We start from the raw sequence: 15,990 nt of genomic DNA, 5'->3' as shown, positions 1-15,990 counted from the left end.
CGTGCTCGGCACCGCGCGCTCCACCGCATCGACACTCCCCATGATGGGAATGTCCGTTCCCGGGATATGGTCAGCGATCTTCCCGTGAGGAACGCACGCACCGACGACGAGGTATCCAGCCGATGCTGATCGTTCGAGTTCCCGTGCAATCTGCGCGACCGAGTCGACGGACCCGACGAGAAGCACGCGAGCCGACCACCGACCGTGCTCCCGTTGAGCAATGAGCCACTGGCGCCACAGCCACCGTTCGAACATCAACACCACGACACCCACAGGCAGGCTGATGAGCAGGAACCCTCGGGCGAGGTCGACCTTCGCGAGGAAGGCCACGATCGCGATTGCGCCGAACACCCGCAGGCTCGAATCCACGACCCGCACGTACTCGGTCGTGCCGGTGCCGATGACCCGATAGCTACGCGAGTCAGACCATGCGAGTGCACCCATCCACAGGAGGATCAGAGCGATCGAGAACGCCCAGTAGGAGACGGGGTCGAGCTGAGTCTGCTCGCCGAGGGCAAGCTGGACGTCGCCGAAACCGAACCACGCGATCTGCGTTCCGAAGACCACCCAGACCAACACCAGAAGGTCAGATATCGCGAGCCTGCGCTGATAAGCCGTCCGCCACGATGGGGTCAGCCGCGTCGGATTCGATCGCTCACGGTTCGGGCCAGCTGCGCTCCGCGCGGCCGACGCGTCGTCATTTGCATTCTGAGCGGTCAGCTCTGCCTCCACGCTGGATGTCACGTCAACCTCCCCGTCGGCTGAGTTGAGGTGGCGAACCTCGGAATCCGCCGGTGAGCACCTTACCGTCGGCTTGTGTCGCACATGTGTCGGGTACGGGGCCACGCACGCGCGGTCGCGCAACACATCGTCCTCGCGCCTCGATCATCAACATCCATGTGAGCCGGCGGACCGCTCTGCGGGAGCCGGACGACCTCTCAGTCACCCTCACGCGGAGCGGTCGGCACGGCTCGACGCCCCTGCTTTCGTCGCGCGCGCTTCGCTGAGGCGGACGTCGATCCATATCCGCCATATCCATAGCTGTAGCCGTAGCCATAGCCATAGCCATATGCGTCCGGCCCACGCACCGGAACCATGGACAGGACGATACCGCCCACCTTTGCGCCGACGGTCTCAAGAGCGTCGAGCGCTGCACCGAGCTGACCCTTCGTCGTTCGACCCGCGGACACCACCACAATCGCCGCGGACGCGACCTTCGAGAGAACCGCAGCGTCCGTCACGGGAAGGAGCGGCGGAGCATCGAGGATGACGATGTCGAACTCACGTGAAAGAACGTCGAGCAACTGCGACATCTGCGCTGACCCCAGCAGTTCGCTCGGGTTCGGCGGGACCTTTCCGGCCGGCAGTACGTAAAGCGAACGCTGACCCCACGGAAGCATGACATCGGTCAATCGCGCCCGCCCGATGAGAACATCCGTCAGTCCAGCGCCACCCTCAACACCGAGATACTCCGCAACCTTCGGCTTGCGAAGGTCCGTGTCGATAAGCGCGACGCGTTTGCCTGCGTCAGCGAGCGCGATCGCCAAGTTCACCGACGTCGTCGACTTGCCTTCGGACGGAAGGCTCGATGTGATGACGAAGACATGGCCGCCGTCCATCTCCAGGAACTGGAGATTCGTCCGCAGTGCGCGGAAGGATTCGGATCGCGCGTTGTGCGGATCCGCTTGCAAGATGATCGGTCGCTCCGCTGCTTTGGAGTCGAAGGGAATCGCGCCGATGATCGGGCGATCACTGACACTCTCGATATCGCGGATCGATCGGATCTTGTTGTCGAGCACCTGCCGCAGGACCGCGAAAATGATGCCGAGCGCAAGTCCGATGATCCCGCCGAGGACAAGGTTGAGGGGGACGTTCGGGCTGACGGGCGCGGTCGGCGGGGTCGCGGTCGTGGTCGTGGTCAGCTTCACCGGGCTCTCGCCCGACGTGCTGGACGGCTCGATCTCGGGAACGGTCTCCGTGAGGCTAGCGCTCACGGCGTTCGCGATCGCTGCGGCCTGCGCGGGATCCGGATCGGTTGCTGAGATCTGAATGAGCGTCGTATTGAGCGCGTTCGACGCGCTCACTTGCTTGCTCAACTCGTCGGGAGTCACGGAGAGCCGAAGCTTGTCGATGGTCTTCTGCAGGACCGTCTGCTGGGTGACGAGCTTCGTGTACGTCGTCACCCGCGCCTGCGTGAAGCTCGATCCCTGCTGGAGCTCCTGCACCGTGTTGCCCTGCTGAGTCGACACGAACACCGTCGCCTCGGCCTGGTACATGGGTGTCCGCGTGAGTGAGTAGCCCGCGGCCGCCCCCAGCCCAATGAGGGTGATGGCGACGATGACGAGCCAGTTCTTTCGCAGAACTCTGATGTAGTCGCTGAGCTCCATGGCGCCTTTCCCCGGTGATACGGGCTTCATCCTGCCACAACGCATGTTTCTGACTGGTGACCGCGACGCAACGAACGTGCGCCGGTACTCTGGCCGCGTGACCGACCCGCTCACCGACGAACCCTCCCCCGTGAGCACACGTCGCGCGACCCGACACCAATGGGGCTTGCGCGTGCTCGGCGTCTCGCTGTCGGCGCTGGCACTCGCGATCCTCATCTCGGCCACCGCGCTCAGCGCCACTGACCTTGCGACCGGCACCCTCATCGCCGACGTCGCGGTGCTCGCCGCGATGGCGACGGGAGTGGTCGTCGGCTTCGTCTACGGGGCGCCCCGGGGCATCCTTCGATTCCGTTCGCGAGACCTGCTCTACGGCGTCGTCATCGGACTCGCCCTGCGCCTCGTGCAAGGCCTCGTCGCCCAGGCGACACAAGGAGGAGCGGTCGCCTGGCCCACCGCCACCCTCGATCTGCAGTGGGTCGTGTTCGGCGCCCTCGTTCCGGTCGTCGTCTCACCCCTTCTCGAGGAGCTCTTCTTCCGAGGGGTGCTGCTGCTCTCCGCCGACACGGTGTTCCGACGCCTCACGGGCAGCCGCGTGCTTGCGGGCATCGCGGCGACCCTCGTGAGCAGTGCACTGTTCGTCCTCGCCCACGGTCTGACGTCGACGCTCGACGTCAGCGCCATCGTCTCGCTGGGCGCCGTGGCGCTCGTCACCGGCACGATCGTTCTCGTGCAGCGACGACTGTGGACCGCCATCGTCGTTCACGCAGTGTTCAACGTCACATTCGTCATCTTGCAGCTCGCAGGGTCCCTCGGCACCGCGGGGGCACCGGCGCTGTCGTGACAGCGGATGCCTCCCGCTTAGGGTGATCGCATGACCGCCGCCCGTGCACGCCGCCGCTCTCGCCACGCGCGCCGCTGGGCGATCTACGCCTGCTGGGGCGTGCTCGCCGTCGCCGTCGCCGTCGGAACATGGGTCGGCGTGCGTGGAGCCCTGGCCGCACAGCATCTACTCGAGGCGAAGTCACTCGCGAGCACCGTGCAGTCGAGCATCTCGAAAGACCCTGCCGGAGCACGTGCAGCTCTGTCGCAGCTCGAGGCCGACGCCAGCGAGGCCCGCACCCTCACCAGCGACCCGATCTGGTCGGCGGCGTCCCACCTGCCCTGGATCGGCCCCCAATTGCACGCCGTATCCACGCTCGCGACCGCACTGCATGCGACGTCGACCGACGTGATCGAGCCGCTCGTGTCGGCGACCGACAATCTCAACCTCTCGCTGTTCACCCCGAAGGACGGCGCCATCGACCTGACGCCCGTCGCGGCGCTCGCGCAGCCGTCTGCAGGCGCGGCGACCGCCGCGGCCCAGGCGAGCGCCGAGGTCAACAGCCTCGACCGTTCGGCACTCCTGCCCGCTCTGCGCGCACCCGTGACCGAGGCATCCGATCTGCTCAGCACTGTCGCCGAGGGCACCGACGCCCTGCGACGCACGACCGCGCTGTTGCCGGCGATGCTCGGAGCGGACGGCCCGCGCAACTATCTGCTGATGTTCCAGAATCCGGCCGAGCTGCGCACGCTCGGCGGCATCGCGGGCGCACTCGCCCTGGTGCACACCGATCACGGCAAGATCACCTTCACCGTCGAGGACATCCAGAAGGTGCTGCCGAACACCGGTGAGCCCGTGACGACACTCGATGCCGCCACGCTGGCGCTCTTCAGCGAGAAGCCGGCGACCTACTACCAGAACGTCACCTCGGTGCCCGACTTCGCGACGGCCGCGCAGCTGCTGCAGGACTTCTGGAAGCGCACCCAGAGCACACCGATCGACGGAGTGATCAGCGCAGACCCGGTGGCACTCAGCTACCTGCTGAGCGCGACCGGTCCGCTTTCGCTGCGCACCGGGGACACCCTGAGTGCCGACAACGCCGTGCAGTTGCTGCTCAACGAGGTCTACCTGCGCTACGGCGCCGACACCCCCGCGAAGGCCAATGCGCAGCAGAACGCGTTCTTCGCGGTCGCGGCCACCGCCGTGTTCAACGCCCTCTCGTCGGGAAAGGGCGACCCCGCGAAGCTGATCGACGCGCTCGGACGGGCGGGCTCGGAGCGACGCCTGCTGATCGCGAGCAACCATCCGACTGAACAAGCCGTACTCGACGGCACCCTGCTGCAGGGCACGCTGCCCGAGGCATCCGACGACCAGACCCCGGTCGCGATGTATCTCATGGACACGGTCGGATCGAAAATCGACTACTACCTGCAGGTCGGTGCGGATGTCTCGTGGTGCGGCGCACCTGCGGTGAACACCCCTGGGACGGCGTCACTCAACGTCACACTCACGAGCACCGTGCCCGCCGACGGGGCGACCGCTCTCCCCTGGTACATCACCGGCGGCGGGGCCTTCGGAACAGCCCCCGGCATCGTCGGTGTCGCGGTGACGGTCTATCTACCATCCGGCATGCAGCTCGCGCAATCTGCTTCCACAAGCACCGGGGCACCGATCACAGTGTTCAGCGACCGGGGCCGAACGGTGCTGAGGTGGAACGAAAACCTGGCGCCGCAAGGGAAGTCGGCGGTCTCGATCCGGCTCGCCACCGACCACGCGAGCGCTCCGCTTTCGCTGGTGACGACTCCGACTATTTACCCAATCGAAACATCTGGGCTGGGAAATTCCTGCGGCTAGCCGCCATACTGGCTGTGCGGTGTCGATGGGGTTCCGCTAGCGGGGGTATCCGTGGGGGCATCAATCCATCGGGCAGTTCGGCTGGCGCTGCATCGCCGTGAGCTTCACATCCCCCGTCGCTCCCGATATCCACATTCAGACAGCCACCGAACAGGAACACCACATGACGCACAAGATCAAGCGGGCCCTCGCCATCACGGCGATGGCGCTGATGCTCGCGGTGGGTGGCGCTTTCGTCGCACAGCCCGCCTTCGCTGCGGGTTACTCGGGCACCCCGAGCGACCCGACTCCTACTCCCGAGAGCTTCCCTGCGGGAACGGTCATCCTCCCCGCCGGCACGGCGCCGACCCTGCCCGGCCCGGGCAGCTCGGCCACCTTCGTGCTCGGCGGCTACTCCGCCTACGAGGTCGTCACCTTCACCCTCACGGGTGAAGGCATCACGCCGGGCTCGCTCGCCACGATCGTCAAGTCGGTCGTCGGCACCGCCTCGGTCACCAAGAAGGCGAACTCGTCGGGCCAGATCCAGCTCACCGTCAGCATCCCCGTCGGCGCCAGCGGCTTCTCGCTCGGCGGCGGCAACCTGCCTGCCGTCACCGGCGGCGGAAGCAGCGGCACGACCACCAACCCCGGCAGCTCGCTCCCGCGCACGGGTGCGGACTCGACCATGCTGCTCACCCTCTGGGTGGCCGGCGGCGCTCTCGCCCTCGCGGGCGCGTCGATCGTGGTCGGCACGGCGGTTCGCCGCCAGCGCGCAACGGTCGCCAAGTAACTCCCCAATAGCGAAGGGGCCCCGGACACTGTCCGGGGCCCCTTCGTCGTTCTCGGCTTTCGAGGACCCCCATCCTCGGCGCCGACCCGGGCCGACTCAGACTGCGTGAATCGCGTACGCAGCCAGAGCGATGACCCCCAGTGCGAGAAGCACCATGAGCACATACGCGCTCCAGTGCACCCCCTGCCGCACCGGCGGACGGCGAGAACGTGACCGCGATCGCTTTGATGTGGGCACGCTCGAAAGCTAGCGGCCCCCAGTTACCAGCCGGTTACGCGGAGGGCACAGAGCTCTATGGCGTCGCCCGAGCCGGGGTTGCGACCTGCCTGCAGCGGGTCGGCGGGACGCGGCATCCGTCTACTGGCCGAGAACCTGCCACGGCGACCGCTCGTGATCGGTCTGCGACAGCGACGGGTCATCGCCCTGCGTCCACCACTTCGCGACGTACGGAGTCGAACCCACCTGCACCTTGTCACCGGCGTGATAGGCGACCGACGCCGACCAGGCCGCGTAGGTTCCGGGGGCGACGCTCGGCAACGCGTACGGGGTGTCGGTCGCCAGCACCGGTCCGACGAGCGTCCAGGCGCTCTCGGTCGCCGCGAGAGTCGGGTCATCCGGTTGGGGATTGCCCTGCGTCCAGTACTTCGCCACGTAGACGTTGCCGTGCCAGACGACCTTCACACCCACCGAGTAGGACTGGTCGGGCGACCAGATCGGGTACGGCGCCGTCGACGGGTCGTCGGAGGTCACCGGCGTCGGCACGCTCGACGCCGCCGGCGATGCGCTCGGCCGCTGCGTGAGCCCCGCCGACAGCACGGTCGCGAACGACTGCCCGCCCTGGTCGACACCGCTGCAGTCGGTCGAGACCACCTTCGGGTCGGGATAGTTCGGCCCGCAGGTGCGGTCGCGATTCAACGACCACATCGACATGCGGCCGATCGCCTTCGACACCGCGAACTCACTCAGCTTCTGCGCGTCGGCGATGGTGAAGACCTCGGATGTCACATCGTTCTGCCCGATCATCGGCGTGGACCCGATCAGGGCCCATGCACCGCCCTCGGGAAGGGTGATCTTGGCCGCGCTCCACAGCGCTTCGACCTGGTCATGCGTCGCGCTCAACGCGTCGATCGCGACCTGCCCCATCGTCGCACCGCCGAGGTCGACGTTGTAGTCCATCGTCATCGCGTTCACACCCGAGAGCGTCACGCCCGCAGCCAGCAGCGTGCGCACCGCCGCCTGACCATCGGAGGTGAGCCCCTGACGGCCCACCGGCAGCGTCACCCACACCTCGAGCGGCTGCCCCTTCGCCGCACGCTCCTTCTGCAGCGCGGCAACCGCCTGCGCCCGCCGCGTCGCGGCGGGCGCATCGGTGAGGGCGGCGCCCTCGATGTCGAGATCGATCGAGCCCACCTCGTAGCGGTCGATCACCGCCGCGTACGCCTTCTGCAGCGACGCCTCATCGGCGCACGCCGACGCGAGCTCGGTGTTCTTCTGACCGCCGAACGACACCATCGCGTCGCCCCCCTGGGAGCGCAGCTTCGCAAGACGGCGATCGAGGTCGAGAGCGGATGCCGCGGCATCCAATGTGTACGCGGCACCCCACGTGGGCACGCACTGATCCTTCGCCTGCGCGACGACGAACGCGAGCACGACCTCGCTCTCGGGGGCTCCCGTCTCGGTGACGAAGTCCTGCTGCCGGGTGGTGGTCACATCGACATACGGGGCGAACCATCCGGTCAACGCGGCGGGCGTCACCTGCGCCTGACGCAGCAGATACGGCACACCGAACGCACCGCCCGTGATGACCGCGGTGACGACGGCAAGCGCGAGCAGCACCCGCCACACGGACAACCGCTTGCCCTCGTGGCGGCTGGGACGGCGGGGGGCGCGCGCGGGAGCGGTGGTGGTGCCGGAACCGCTCGCGTCACCCGTGGGCTCGACGCTCACTCCGAACCCGGCCACAGGTCACGCTGGCGGGCGCGCTTCGCGCGCGGAACCTGCTGATCGGCGGCGTACTGCTGCGCGCGCTCGCGCGGCGGCACCGGAGCCCGACGGTCACCGTGGTAGCCGCGGTACTCGGGCTCGTCGGGCCACAGCGGGGTGCCCGTGGCCCGTTCGCGGGCGCGCGGCAGGATGCGATCCTGTCCCGGGTTCCAGTCGGCGGGCATCGACTGTCCGGGCTCGGGCACCGATGGCCACAGCGGGGCGTTCTGCCACGCCGCGTTCTCGAGGTCGCGCATCTGCGGGCGCGTGTAACCCTGCGGCCCGTTGGCACCCGGGGCGACCTCACGGCGGCGCGGCGGGTAGTTCTGCGCCGGCGGGGCGGCCGGGTAGCCCGCCGCCGGGTAGGCGGGCGGGTAGGGCGCAGCGCCGGGCGCGGCGGGGTAGCCGGGCTGCGCGGGGTAGCCCGACTGTGCGGGGTAACCCGACTGAGCCGGGTGGCCGTTCTGGGGGTAACCGGCGGGCGGGTTGCCGCTCGCCGGGGGCTGAGCGGGCTGGCCCGACTGCGCGGCATACCCCTGCGTGGGGTAGCCGCCCTGGGCGGGGCCGGCCTGCGCCGGGTAGCCGGGCTGCGCCGGGTAGCCCGGCTGCTGCGTGGGGAAGGCATTCGCGCCGGGCTGGCCCGCACCCGCCGGCGGCATGCCGGGGTAGGCGGGAGCGGGCGGGTAGGCGCCAGGCACCGAGGACGCGGCCGGAGCGGTGAACTGCTGCGCCGGCGGGTAGGGCTGCCCCTGAGGCGAGCCGGTGGCCGGGTAGGCGTCGCCCCGGGGGTCGAATGCCCCATGGGGCTGGCCCGACGGCGCACCGTACTGCGGAGCGAACGACGGCATCGGCGCCCCGGGGGGCACCGGCACCGCCTGCGCCCGGATCGGCGCCGCCTGCGGGTGCGACTGAGGGGCATAGACCGGCTGCGCGGGCGGCTGCGGCTGGGTGTAAGCGGGCTGGGTGTAGGACGGCTGAGCGGGTGCGGCCGGCTGCGCGTAGTTCGGCGGAGTCGTCGCCGCGTACGTCGGCTGCGTGGAGCCGGGCTGCGTGGGTTGCGCAAAGCCGGGCGCCGCGAACGGCTGTGCCCCGGCGCCGCTCGGCGGCGGCACAGGACGCGGCGGTGCGACGGGCATCTGCGGAGCGGACGCCTGCGGCGCCCCGGCACCCGCCGACGCCGCCGGCCGCTGCACCCACGGCTGCGGCTCCGGTCGCTCGTGCTGCGCGAAGAACGCCCGCTGGTGCTCCGTCACCTCGTGCAGTGCCTGCGCCTCGCCTTCGGCGTGCGCCGCGGCGGGGTGATACGGCCCCACGACGTGCACGTAGGGACTCGCCGTCTCGCGCGACGCGGGTGCCGGCTGCGAGGCGACGGATGCCGCGGCATCCACAATCTCGACCGGCGGCGGCATCGGGTTCTCCCGCTCCGCCGCGGCACGCGCGGCGTTGGAGCGCTCACGCTGAGCCGCACGCCACGCGGCCGCGCGCTCGGCGGGGCTCTCCGAGTGCGACCCGATCGGTGCGACAGGGATCTGCGTCTCGTCGCGCTCGTAATCGTCGGATGCCGCGGCGTGACGCGGCGACACGGGAGGAGTGATCCCGGCAGCGAACACGGGCACGGCAGGGGCCTCGGCGTCGACGAGCGCCGGGCGGGGCGCGGCATCCGATCGGTCGTCCTGCGCGACCGCCTGCAGCAGTTCCTCGACAGCCTCGACCCCGGCGAACTCGGCCGGCACCGTGACCGCACCGGTCGCATCGGCGGCGAACGCCGGCGCGGGCGCGGCATCCGGCTCGAGGACCGGGGGACGGTCGGAGACCATGCGGCCCTCTGCATCGACCACCGCGAGCTCCGCGTCGATCTCGACCACGGCGAACGGCGTTCCGGATGTCGGCGCGACCACCGGCGGTTCGGCGGCGGGCGCCGCGACCGGCGCCGCGGGGCGCGCCACGCGCGGCTCGGCGTCGATCACCGGCAGCTCGATCGTCTGCGTCGGCACGTGCTTCTTCTTCACGGGAGGAGTCGCCGCCGCGGACGCCGCCGGCACGGCGACAGGCGTGCGCCGGCGACGGCGCACGCGACCCTTGCGCCCCTCGGCGCCCGGCGGGGCAGGGCCGACCTCGAGCGCCTCGCGCCAGTCGAACTCCTCGACCGCCGCGGCCTGGCGCACACGCTTCGGCTTCTTCTCGACCCACATCCAGTCGGTCAAGCCGATCCACAGGTCGATGATCGAGTTGCGGATGCCGATGTACGCGAGGATCGCCCACGACGCGCACACCGCATTCACGACCGCGAAGGCGAAGTTGCCCCAGTTGTGGTTGACGAACGCGAGCCAGCCGACGTAGATCGAGAAGAACACGATCGCGTACGGCGCGACGATGTAGAGCAGCGGCGCACCGGTGCGGTCGGCGACCTTCGGGGTGCGGGCGAACGGGATCTTGCGCCCGGTCACCGCCTGCTCGATCGACTTGATGACGCCCGCGAGGTTCACCGGCAGCAGGATCAGGTTGAAGCCGTAGATGCGCACGACATCCATCGCCTTGTACCCGGTGTAGCGCAGGTCGAAGGCCATCGCGATGAAGTACGGGAGCGCGCCCGCCAGCACGAGCGGGCTCACCAGACGGTTGTCGTACGGGTAGGCCAGCAGGAAGACGAGGCCGAAGCTCGCCCACGCGATCGAGGCCATGTAGTTCACCCGGATCGCGAGCTCCATGGCCTTCATCGGATCGCCGGCCTTGCGGCGCTCCTTCGCGGTGCGCCAGAGCTTCGGCATGATCAGCAGGCCGCCGTTCGCCCACCGACGGCGCTGCACGATGAGCGAACCCCAGTCCGGCGGCGTCGCCGAATAGCTCAGCCGCTCGGGGTAGTTCACGAGCGACCAGCCGTGCTCCCCCAGATCGACGCTCGACTCGGTGTCCTCGATGACGGTGCGGTCCTGCACGTAACGGCGCACCTCGAAGCCGTTCTCGACATCGATCTGCATGATGTCGTCGAGAGCGTCCATACGGATGACGGCGTTCGCCCCCACCCAGAAGGTCGCGTTGTGGGCGGTCATGCCCTGGTGCAGGATGTGCTGCAGATCGGTGGTCGCGCCCGCCAGCCGCTCGATGCGCGTCGGCGCACCGCGGAACGACGAGTACGGCGTCTGCGTCACCGCGACCCGCTCGTTACCCGGCTGCTCGAGGAAGTAGACGAGGCGCAGGCAGTACTCGCGCAGCAGCAGCGAGTCGGCATCGAGAGTGAGCACGAAGTCGCAGTACGGGATGCTGACGGCGTTCGCCGCGCCCGCCGGAGCCGGCATGAGCAGCAGACCCTCGTCGGACTCCACCTCGAGGTAGCGGCCGCCGATGAGCCCGATGTACGAGTTCAGGTTCATCGCCTTGTTGGCCTCGGCCGACAGGTTCGCGTAGCGCTTGCGCTCGAACGCGCCGATCTCGACCGTGAAGATCCACGCCAGACGACGGTGCAGCTGCATCAGGCGCGCGAGCGGGATCTCCTCGCCACCCGCGAGCGCGGCGCGCAGGTTGAGCTCGGTCGCCTCGAGGTCGCCCGCGAGCCCCAGCAGGATCTCGTCGATGTAGAACGCGTCTACGTGGTCGTCGCGGTGCTCCTGCGCGGCCTGGTCGCGCAGCCAGGCGGCACCGAACCCGTACTCGATCGCGAGGCGCTCGATCGCGCCCTCGGGAAGCTCGCGCTCGTCACCCGCCACGAGCAGCTCGTGCTCGAGCGTCAGCAGCGCCTCGCCGAACCTCTCCCGCGGAACCCGGAGGCGCTCCATGATCTCTTCGGGGATGCCGCGGGTCTCCGTCAGACGCGCCAGCACATCCGGCTTCGTCGGATTCGGGCTGTCATCGATGAGAAGCACGATGCGCTGCGACGGGTACTCCTGCAGCGCCGCCGACCAGATCGTCTTGCGGATGACATCCGGCTCCTCGGCGTACGAGGGGATGAGCACCGTGAGAGGGCGGTCGTGGTGGAAGAAGTGACGGTCGAGCTCCGCACGCGTCACACGCACATGCTCGACGAACCGGTTGAAGGCGCCCTGCCGCTGGATCAGGTACATGAGCGCAGAGAAGGTCAGCGCCGTGACCACCACGACGTACGAGAGCGCTTCGACCACGCGCCATCCGTTGCCGAATCCGTCGGTGAAGAACTGGTTCACCACGACGCTCAGCACATAGATCGCCCAGATGACGATCGTGAGCTGGATCGCCAGACGACCGAGAGCGAGCTTCGCGGCGGACGGGCGTCCGTGCACGGCGGAGAGAGGAGCGGGGTCGCGCTCCGTACCCCACTGCCGGCGTCGCGCCATGGGCTCTTCTTTGCTGTATTCGGGATGGGCGGCGCGGGGTCTGCGGATGACCCCGGGGCATCCTGCACGGGACGCTCCGGGGCCATCGATGACCCTCGTTGCGTGGCCGGGTGAGCCGGGGGTCTACGCGTTCGGGTTCGCGCCTCCATCGACGCTAGGGGAATCGGCCGAGCGGAGGCGCCCACTTCGCGAAGCCTTGACATTCGAATTGCGGTCTTGCGGAAATCTTGCGGAAATCTTGAGGTTTCTGGTCCGGTGCGACGCCCGGAAACGACGATGGCCCGCACCCTCAGCGGGTACGGGCCATCGAACAGCGGATGCTGCGGCTTACTTGGCGTCCTCGTCGGCCGCGGTCTCCTCGGCGGGAGCCTCGGTCTCGGCGACGTCAGCCTCGGGAGCCTCCTCGACCGGAGCCTCGACGACCTCCTCGGCGGGGGTCTCCTCGGCAGGGGCCTCGGCCGGAGCCTCGGCAGGGGCGGCCTTCGGAGCAGCAGCCTTCTTGGCAGCCGGCTTCTTCTTCGCGACCGGCTCGAGCACGAGCTCGATCACGGCGAGGGGCGCGTTGTCACCCTTGCGGTTGCCGACCTTGGTGATGCGGGTGTAGCCGCCCTCACGCTCGGCGACCAGCGGCGCGATCTCGGTGAAGAGGACGTGCACGACCTCCTTGTCACCGATCACGCTCAGCACGCGACGACGCGCGTGCAGGTCGCCGCGCTTCGCGAACGTGATGAGACGCTCGGCCAGCGGACGCAGGCGCTTGGCCTTGGTCTCGGTGGTCGTGATCGACTTGTGGGTGAACAGCGCCGCGGCGAGGTTCGCAAGCAGCAGGCGCTCGTGGGCGGGGCCGCCTCCGAGGCGGGGACCCTTCGTGGGCTTAGGCATGTCTCAATCGCTCCAGTGTGTGGTCGAAGTCTTCGGTGTCTGCGGGTGTCAGACGGTCTCGTCGTCGTAGCCGCCGTAGAACTGGGCGCCGTCGAAACCGGGCACCGAGTCCTTCAGCGACAGACCGAGCGAGACGAGCTTGTCGCGCACCTCGTCGACCGACTTCTGACCGAAGTTGCGGATGTTCATGAGCTGCGTCTCCGAGAGGGCGACGAGCTCGGCGACGGTGTTGATGCCCTCGCGCTTGAGGCAGTTGTACGAACGCACCGACAGATCGAGGTCCTCGATCGGCATCGACAGCTCGTTCGAGAGCACCGTCTCGACCGGCGCGGGGCCGATCTCGATGCCCTCGGCCTCAACGTTCAGCTCGCGGGCGAGACCGAACAGCTCGGTGAGCGTGCGACCGGCCGAGGCCACCGCGTCGCGCGGGGCGATCGCAGCCTTGGTCTCGACGTCGAGCACGAGCTTGTCGAAGTCGGTGCGCTCACCGGCACGCGTCGCGTCGACGCGGTAGCTGACCTTGAGCACCGGCGAGTAGATCGAGTCGATCGGGATCTGCCCGGCCTCGGCGTACTCGTTGCGGTTCTGGGTCGCCGACACGTAGCCGCGGCCGCGCTCGATGGTGAGCTCGAGCTCGAAGCGAGCGGTGTCGTTGAGCGTCGCGATGACCAGCTCGGGGTTGTGCACCTCGACACCGGCCGGAGCCGAGATGTCGGCGGCCGTGACCTCGCCGGCGCCCGTCTTGCGCAGGTACGCGGTGATGGGCTCGTCGCGCTCGCTGGAGACGACCAGCTGCTTGATGTTGAGGATGATCTCGGTCACATCCTCCTTCACACCGGGGATGGTGCTGAACTCGTGGAGGACTCCGTCGATGCGGATGCTCGTGACGGCCGCGCCGGGGATCGACGAGAGGAGGCTGCGACGCAGCGCGTTTCCGATGGTGTAACCGAAGCCGGGCTCGAGCGGCTCGATGACGAAACGGCTACGGAACTCCTCGATCTTCTCCTCGGTCAGAGTGGGACGCTGTGCGATGAGCACGATGTGTTCCTTTCGGCTAAGTGCCCGCTATATGACACTTTGCTGGTGTAGAGGTGTTGAGTTGTGATCAACGGATGCCACGCGCGCGCCGCGCGATCGCTCGACGCGCGGGCCGCGGCATCCTGTCAAACAGCGGATGCCGAGACCGCTCACCCGACACGCGGGAGGAGCGGCCCCGGCTCCGGACGATCAGACGCGGCGGCGCTTCGGCGGACGGCAGCCGTTGTGGGCCTGCGGCGTCACGTCCTGGATCGAGCCCACCTCGAGGCCGGCGGCCTGCAGCGAGCGGATCGCGGTCTCGCGGCCCGAACCCGGGCCCTTCACGAAGACGTCGACCTTCTTGACACCGTGCTCGGCGGCCTGACGGGCGGCCGACTCGGCGGCCATGCCGGCCGCGTACGGGGTCGACTTGCGCGAGCCCTTGAAGCCCACGCCACCGGACGAGGCCCAGCTGATCACAGCGCCCGACGGGTCGGTGATCGAGACGATCGTGTTGTTGAACGTCGACTTGATGTGGGCCTGGCCCAGCGCGATGTTCTTCTTCTCCTTGCGGCGCGGCTTGCGCGCAGCGGTCTTGGGTGCAGCCATGCGAATTCTCTCCTAAACCTTCTGGCGCGCTTTACTTCTTGCCGGCCTTTTTCTTGCCCGCGACCGTGCGCTTGGGACCCTTGCGGGTACGCGCGTTGGTCTTGGTGCGCTGACCGCGCACGGGCAAGCCACGACGGTGGCGGAGGCCCTCGTAGGAACCGATCTCGACCTTGCGGCGGATGTCGGCGGCCACCTCACGGCGGAGGTCACCCTCGACCTTGTAGGTGCCCTCGATGTAGTCGCGGAGGGCGACGAGCTGGTCGTCGGTGAGGTCCTTCACGCGGATGTCCTCGCTGATCTCGGTCGCCTTGAGGATGTCGATCGAGCGGGTACGGCCGATGCCGTAGATGTAGGTCAGGGCGATGACCACGCGCTTGTCGCGCGGGATGTCGACGCCGGCGAGACGTGCCATGCGGCTCTCCTAGGAGTGTCGTCGGAGGTGTGGAGCAGGATCGGTGCTCGGGCCTCCGACCCGAGGTGTCCCCCGCGCGATGCGGGTTCTGATCCTGCCTGGTGTGGTGTGTTCAGTTGTGGGGTTCGGGATGCCGCGGCCCGCGGCATCCCGACGAAGCTTCTGTCTGCTCAGCCCTGGCGCTGCTTGTGGCGCGGGTTCGACTTGCAGATGACCATCACGTTGCCGTGGCGGCGGATGACCTTGCAGTGGTCGCAGATCGGCTTGACCGAGGGGTTGACCTTCATGATGCGTTTCCTGTTCGCTGTCTTCGTTCCCCCGCCGGAGCCGGGGACGTTACTTCTCGACCGGAGTGCTGCCGTCAGCGGTAGCGGTAGACGATGCGGCCGCGGGTCAGGTCGTAGGGGCTGAGCTCCACGACCACGCGGTCTTCGGGGATGATGCGGATGTAGTTCTGCCGCATCTTTCCGGAGATCGTTGCCAGCACCTTGTGACCGTTGGTGAGCTCGACGCGGAACATCGCGTTGGGGAGCGCCTCGGACACCGTGCCTTCGATCTCGATGACACCGTCTTTCTTTGCCATAGCCTCGCTGACGACGGGCAGACCGGTCGGTCTGCGGTGGATGGGGTTCGGTGCAACGACACGCCAATAAAGGCGCAAAGCACCAAAGATCAATCGTACGTGATATCGGATGCCGCGGCAACCCGGGCGTGTCGGTGGGGGTGGCGGCGCGTGGTCGCGCGGCGCGGCGTGCGGTCGCGTGGTGTGGTGTGGCGTGGCCTGGTGTTGTCGCGACGTGTGGCGTGGTCGGGTGGTGTGGTGTGGTGTGGCGTGACGCCCATCCGCTTTCGCCGAGTCAACGACTTCTCGCCGAATCCGGTCGCCGCCGGCGGGGCGGAGGTATGCATTCGGCGCGGGGGCGTGGATTCGACGCTGGGGCGTGGATTCG

At 68.5% G+C, this 15,990-nt stretch carries 13 protein-coding genes; 3 read left to right on the top strand and 10 right to left on the bottom strand.

The features are described from left to right. The coding region (locus ABT08_RS08620; protein WP_502685881.1) for a nucleoside-diphosphate sugar epimerase/dehydratase at positions 1–744 on the bottom strand (744 nt) is incomplete at its 3' end. 194 nt (positions 745–938) lie between these two features. Beyond that, entirely contained in the window at positions 939–2,387 is a 1,449-nt protein-coding gene (locus tag ABT08_RS08615; protein ID WP_056206455.1) for a tyrosine-protein kinase domain-containing protein, read from the bottom strand. A gap of 97 nt (positions 2,388–2,484) precedes the next feature. On the opposite strand from ABT08_RS08615, the gene ABT08_RS08610 reads away from it, so the two are divergent. The 3 genes from ABT08_RS08610 (at position 2,485) to ABT08_RS08600 (ending at position 5,830) form a co-directional block, all read left to right on the top strand. Next, a complete protein-coding gene (locus ABT08_RS08610; RefSeq protein ID WP_288114691.1) occupies positions 2,485–3,228 on the top strand; it encodes a CPBP family intramembrane glutamic endopeptidase in 744 nt (247 codons plus the stop codon). Positions 3,229–3,258: 30 nt separating this feature from the next. Continuing rightward, positions 3,259–5,061: a DUF4012 domain-containing protein gene (locus ABT08_RS08605; protein ID WP_288114689.1), complete on the top strand. Its 1,803-nt coding sequence runs from the start codon at positions 3,259–3,261 to the stop codon at positions 5,059–5,061. Between the two features lie 163 nt (positions 5,062–5,224). After that, the gene (locus ABT08_RS08600) at positions 5,225–5,830 is read left to right on the top strand and encodes a hypothetical protein (RefSeq protein ID WP_288114687.1); all 606 of its coding nucleotides are present in this window, start codon (positions 5,225–5,227) and stop codon (positions 5,828–5,830) included. Between the two features lie 357 nt (positions 5,831–6,187). Here ABT08_RS08600 and ABT08_RS08595 read toward each other — a convergent pair whose 3' ends face one another. The 8 genes from ABT08_RS08595 to infA form a co-directional block, all read right to left on the bottom strand. Next, positions 6,188–7,777 carry a chitinase gene (locus tag ABT08_RS08595; RefSeq protein ID WP_288114686.1) on the bottom strand — a complete coding sequence of 530 codons (1,590 nt, stop codon included), beginning with the start codon at positions 7,775–7,777 and terminating at the stop codon, positions 6,188–6,190. Next, on the bottom strand, positions 7,774–12,120 hold the full coding sequence (locus ABT08_RS08590; RefSeq protein ID WP_288114684.1) for a glycosyltransferase family 2 protein: 4,347 nt from the start codon (positions 12,118–12,120) through the stop codon (positions 7,774–7,776). Before ABT08_RS08590 ends, ABT08_RS08595 begins: the two co-directional genes overlap by 4 nt. 327 nt (positions 12,121–12,447) lie before the next feature. After that, complete coding sequence (rplQ, locus tag ABT08_RS08585) at positions 12,448–13,002, bottom strand: 50S ribosomal protein L17 (RefSeq protein WP_056206466.1); 555 nt, start codon at positions 13,000–13,002, stop codon at positions 12,448–12,450. Positions 13,003–13,050: 48 nt separating this feature from the next. Further along, complete coding sequence (locus ABT08_RS08580; RefSeq protein ID WP_045246414.1) at positions 13,051–14,040, bottom strand: DNA-directed RNA polymerase subunit alpha; 990 nt, start codon at positions 14,038–14,040, stop codon at positions 13,051–13,053. A gap of 189 nt (positions 14,041–14,229) precedes the next feature. Further along, positions 14,230–14,628, bottom strand: a complete 399-nt coding sequence (rpsK, locus tag ABT08_RS08575; protein WP_045246416.1) for a 30S ribosomal protein S11 — start codon at positions 14,626–14,628, stop codon at positions 14,230–14,232. Between the two features lie 31 nt (positions 14,629–14,659). Then, a complete protein-coding gene (gene rpsM / locus ABT08_RS08570; RefSeq protein ID WP_045246417.1) occupies positions 14,660–15,040 on the bottom strand; it encodes a 30S ribosomal protein S13 in 381 nt (126 codons plus the stop codon). A gap of 170 nt (positions 15,041–15,210) precedes the next feature. Next, on the bottom strand, positions 15,211–15,327 hold the full coding sequence (rpmJ, locus tag ABT08_RS08565; RefSeq protein ID WP_022893853.1) for a 50S ribosomal protein L36: 117 nt from the start codon (positions 15,325–15,327) through the stop codon (positions 15,211–15,213). A gap of 74 nt (positions 15,328–15,401) precedes the next feature. After that, positions 15,402–15,623: a translation initiation factor IF-1 gene (infA, locus tag ABT08_RS08560; protein WP_013583992.1), complete on the bottom strand. Its 222-nt coding sequence runs from the start codon at positions 15,621–15,623 to the stop codon at positions 15,402–15,404. Positions 15,624–15,990: the final 367 nt, after the last annotated feature.

Source organism: Microbacterium sp. SCN 71-21, assembly GCF_001725695.1.
Taxonomy (GTDB): Bacteria; Actinomycetota; Actinomycetes; order Actinomycetales; family Microbacteriaceae; genus Microbacterium; species Microbacterium ginsengisoli.
This window is presented reverse-complemented; position numbering and strand designations above follow the sequence as displayed.

Coding starts and splice junctions, on each gene's coding strand:
- ABT08_RS08600 (WP_288114687.1), top strand. CDS start 5,225: ATGACGCACAAGATCAAGCGGGCCCTCGCCATCACGGCGATGGCGCTG.
- ABT08_RS08590 (WP_288114684.1), bottom strand. CDS start 12,120: ATGGCGCGACGCCGGCAGTGGGGTACGGAGCGCGACCCCGCTCCTCTC.
- rpmJ (WP_022893853.1), bottom strand. CDS start 15,327: ATGAAGGTCAACCCCTCGGTCAAGCCGATCTGCGACCACTGCAAGGTC.
- ABT08_RS08615 (WP_056206455.1), bottom strand. CDS start 2,387: ATGGAGCTCAGCGACTACATCAGAGTTCTGCGAAAGAACTGGCTCGTC.
- rpsM (WP_045246417.1), bottom strand. CDS start 15,040: ATGGCACGTCTCGCCGGCGTCGACATCCCGCGCGACAAGCGCGTGGTC.
- rplQ (WP_056206466.1), bottom strand. CDS start 13,002: ATGCCTAAGCCCACGAAGGGTCCCCGCCTCGGAGGCGGCCCCGCCCAC.
- ABT08_RS08605 (WP_288114689.1), top strand. CDS start 3,259: ATGACCGCCGCCCGTGCACGCCGCCGCTCTCGCCACGCGCGCCGCTGG.
- infA (WP_013583992.1), bottom strand. CDS start 15,623: ATGGCAAAGAAAGACGGTGTCATCGAGATCGAAGGCACGGTGTCCGAG.
- rpsK (WP_045246416.1), bottom strand. CDS start 14,628: ATGGCTGCACCCAAGACCGCTGCGCGCAAGCCGCGCCGCAAGGAGAAG.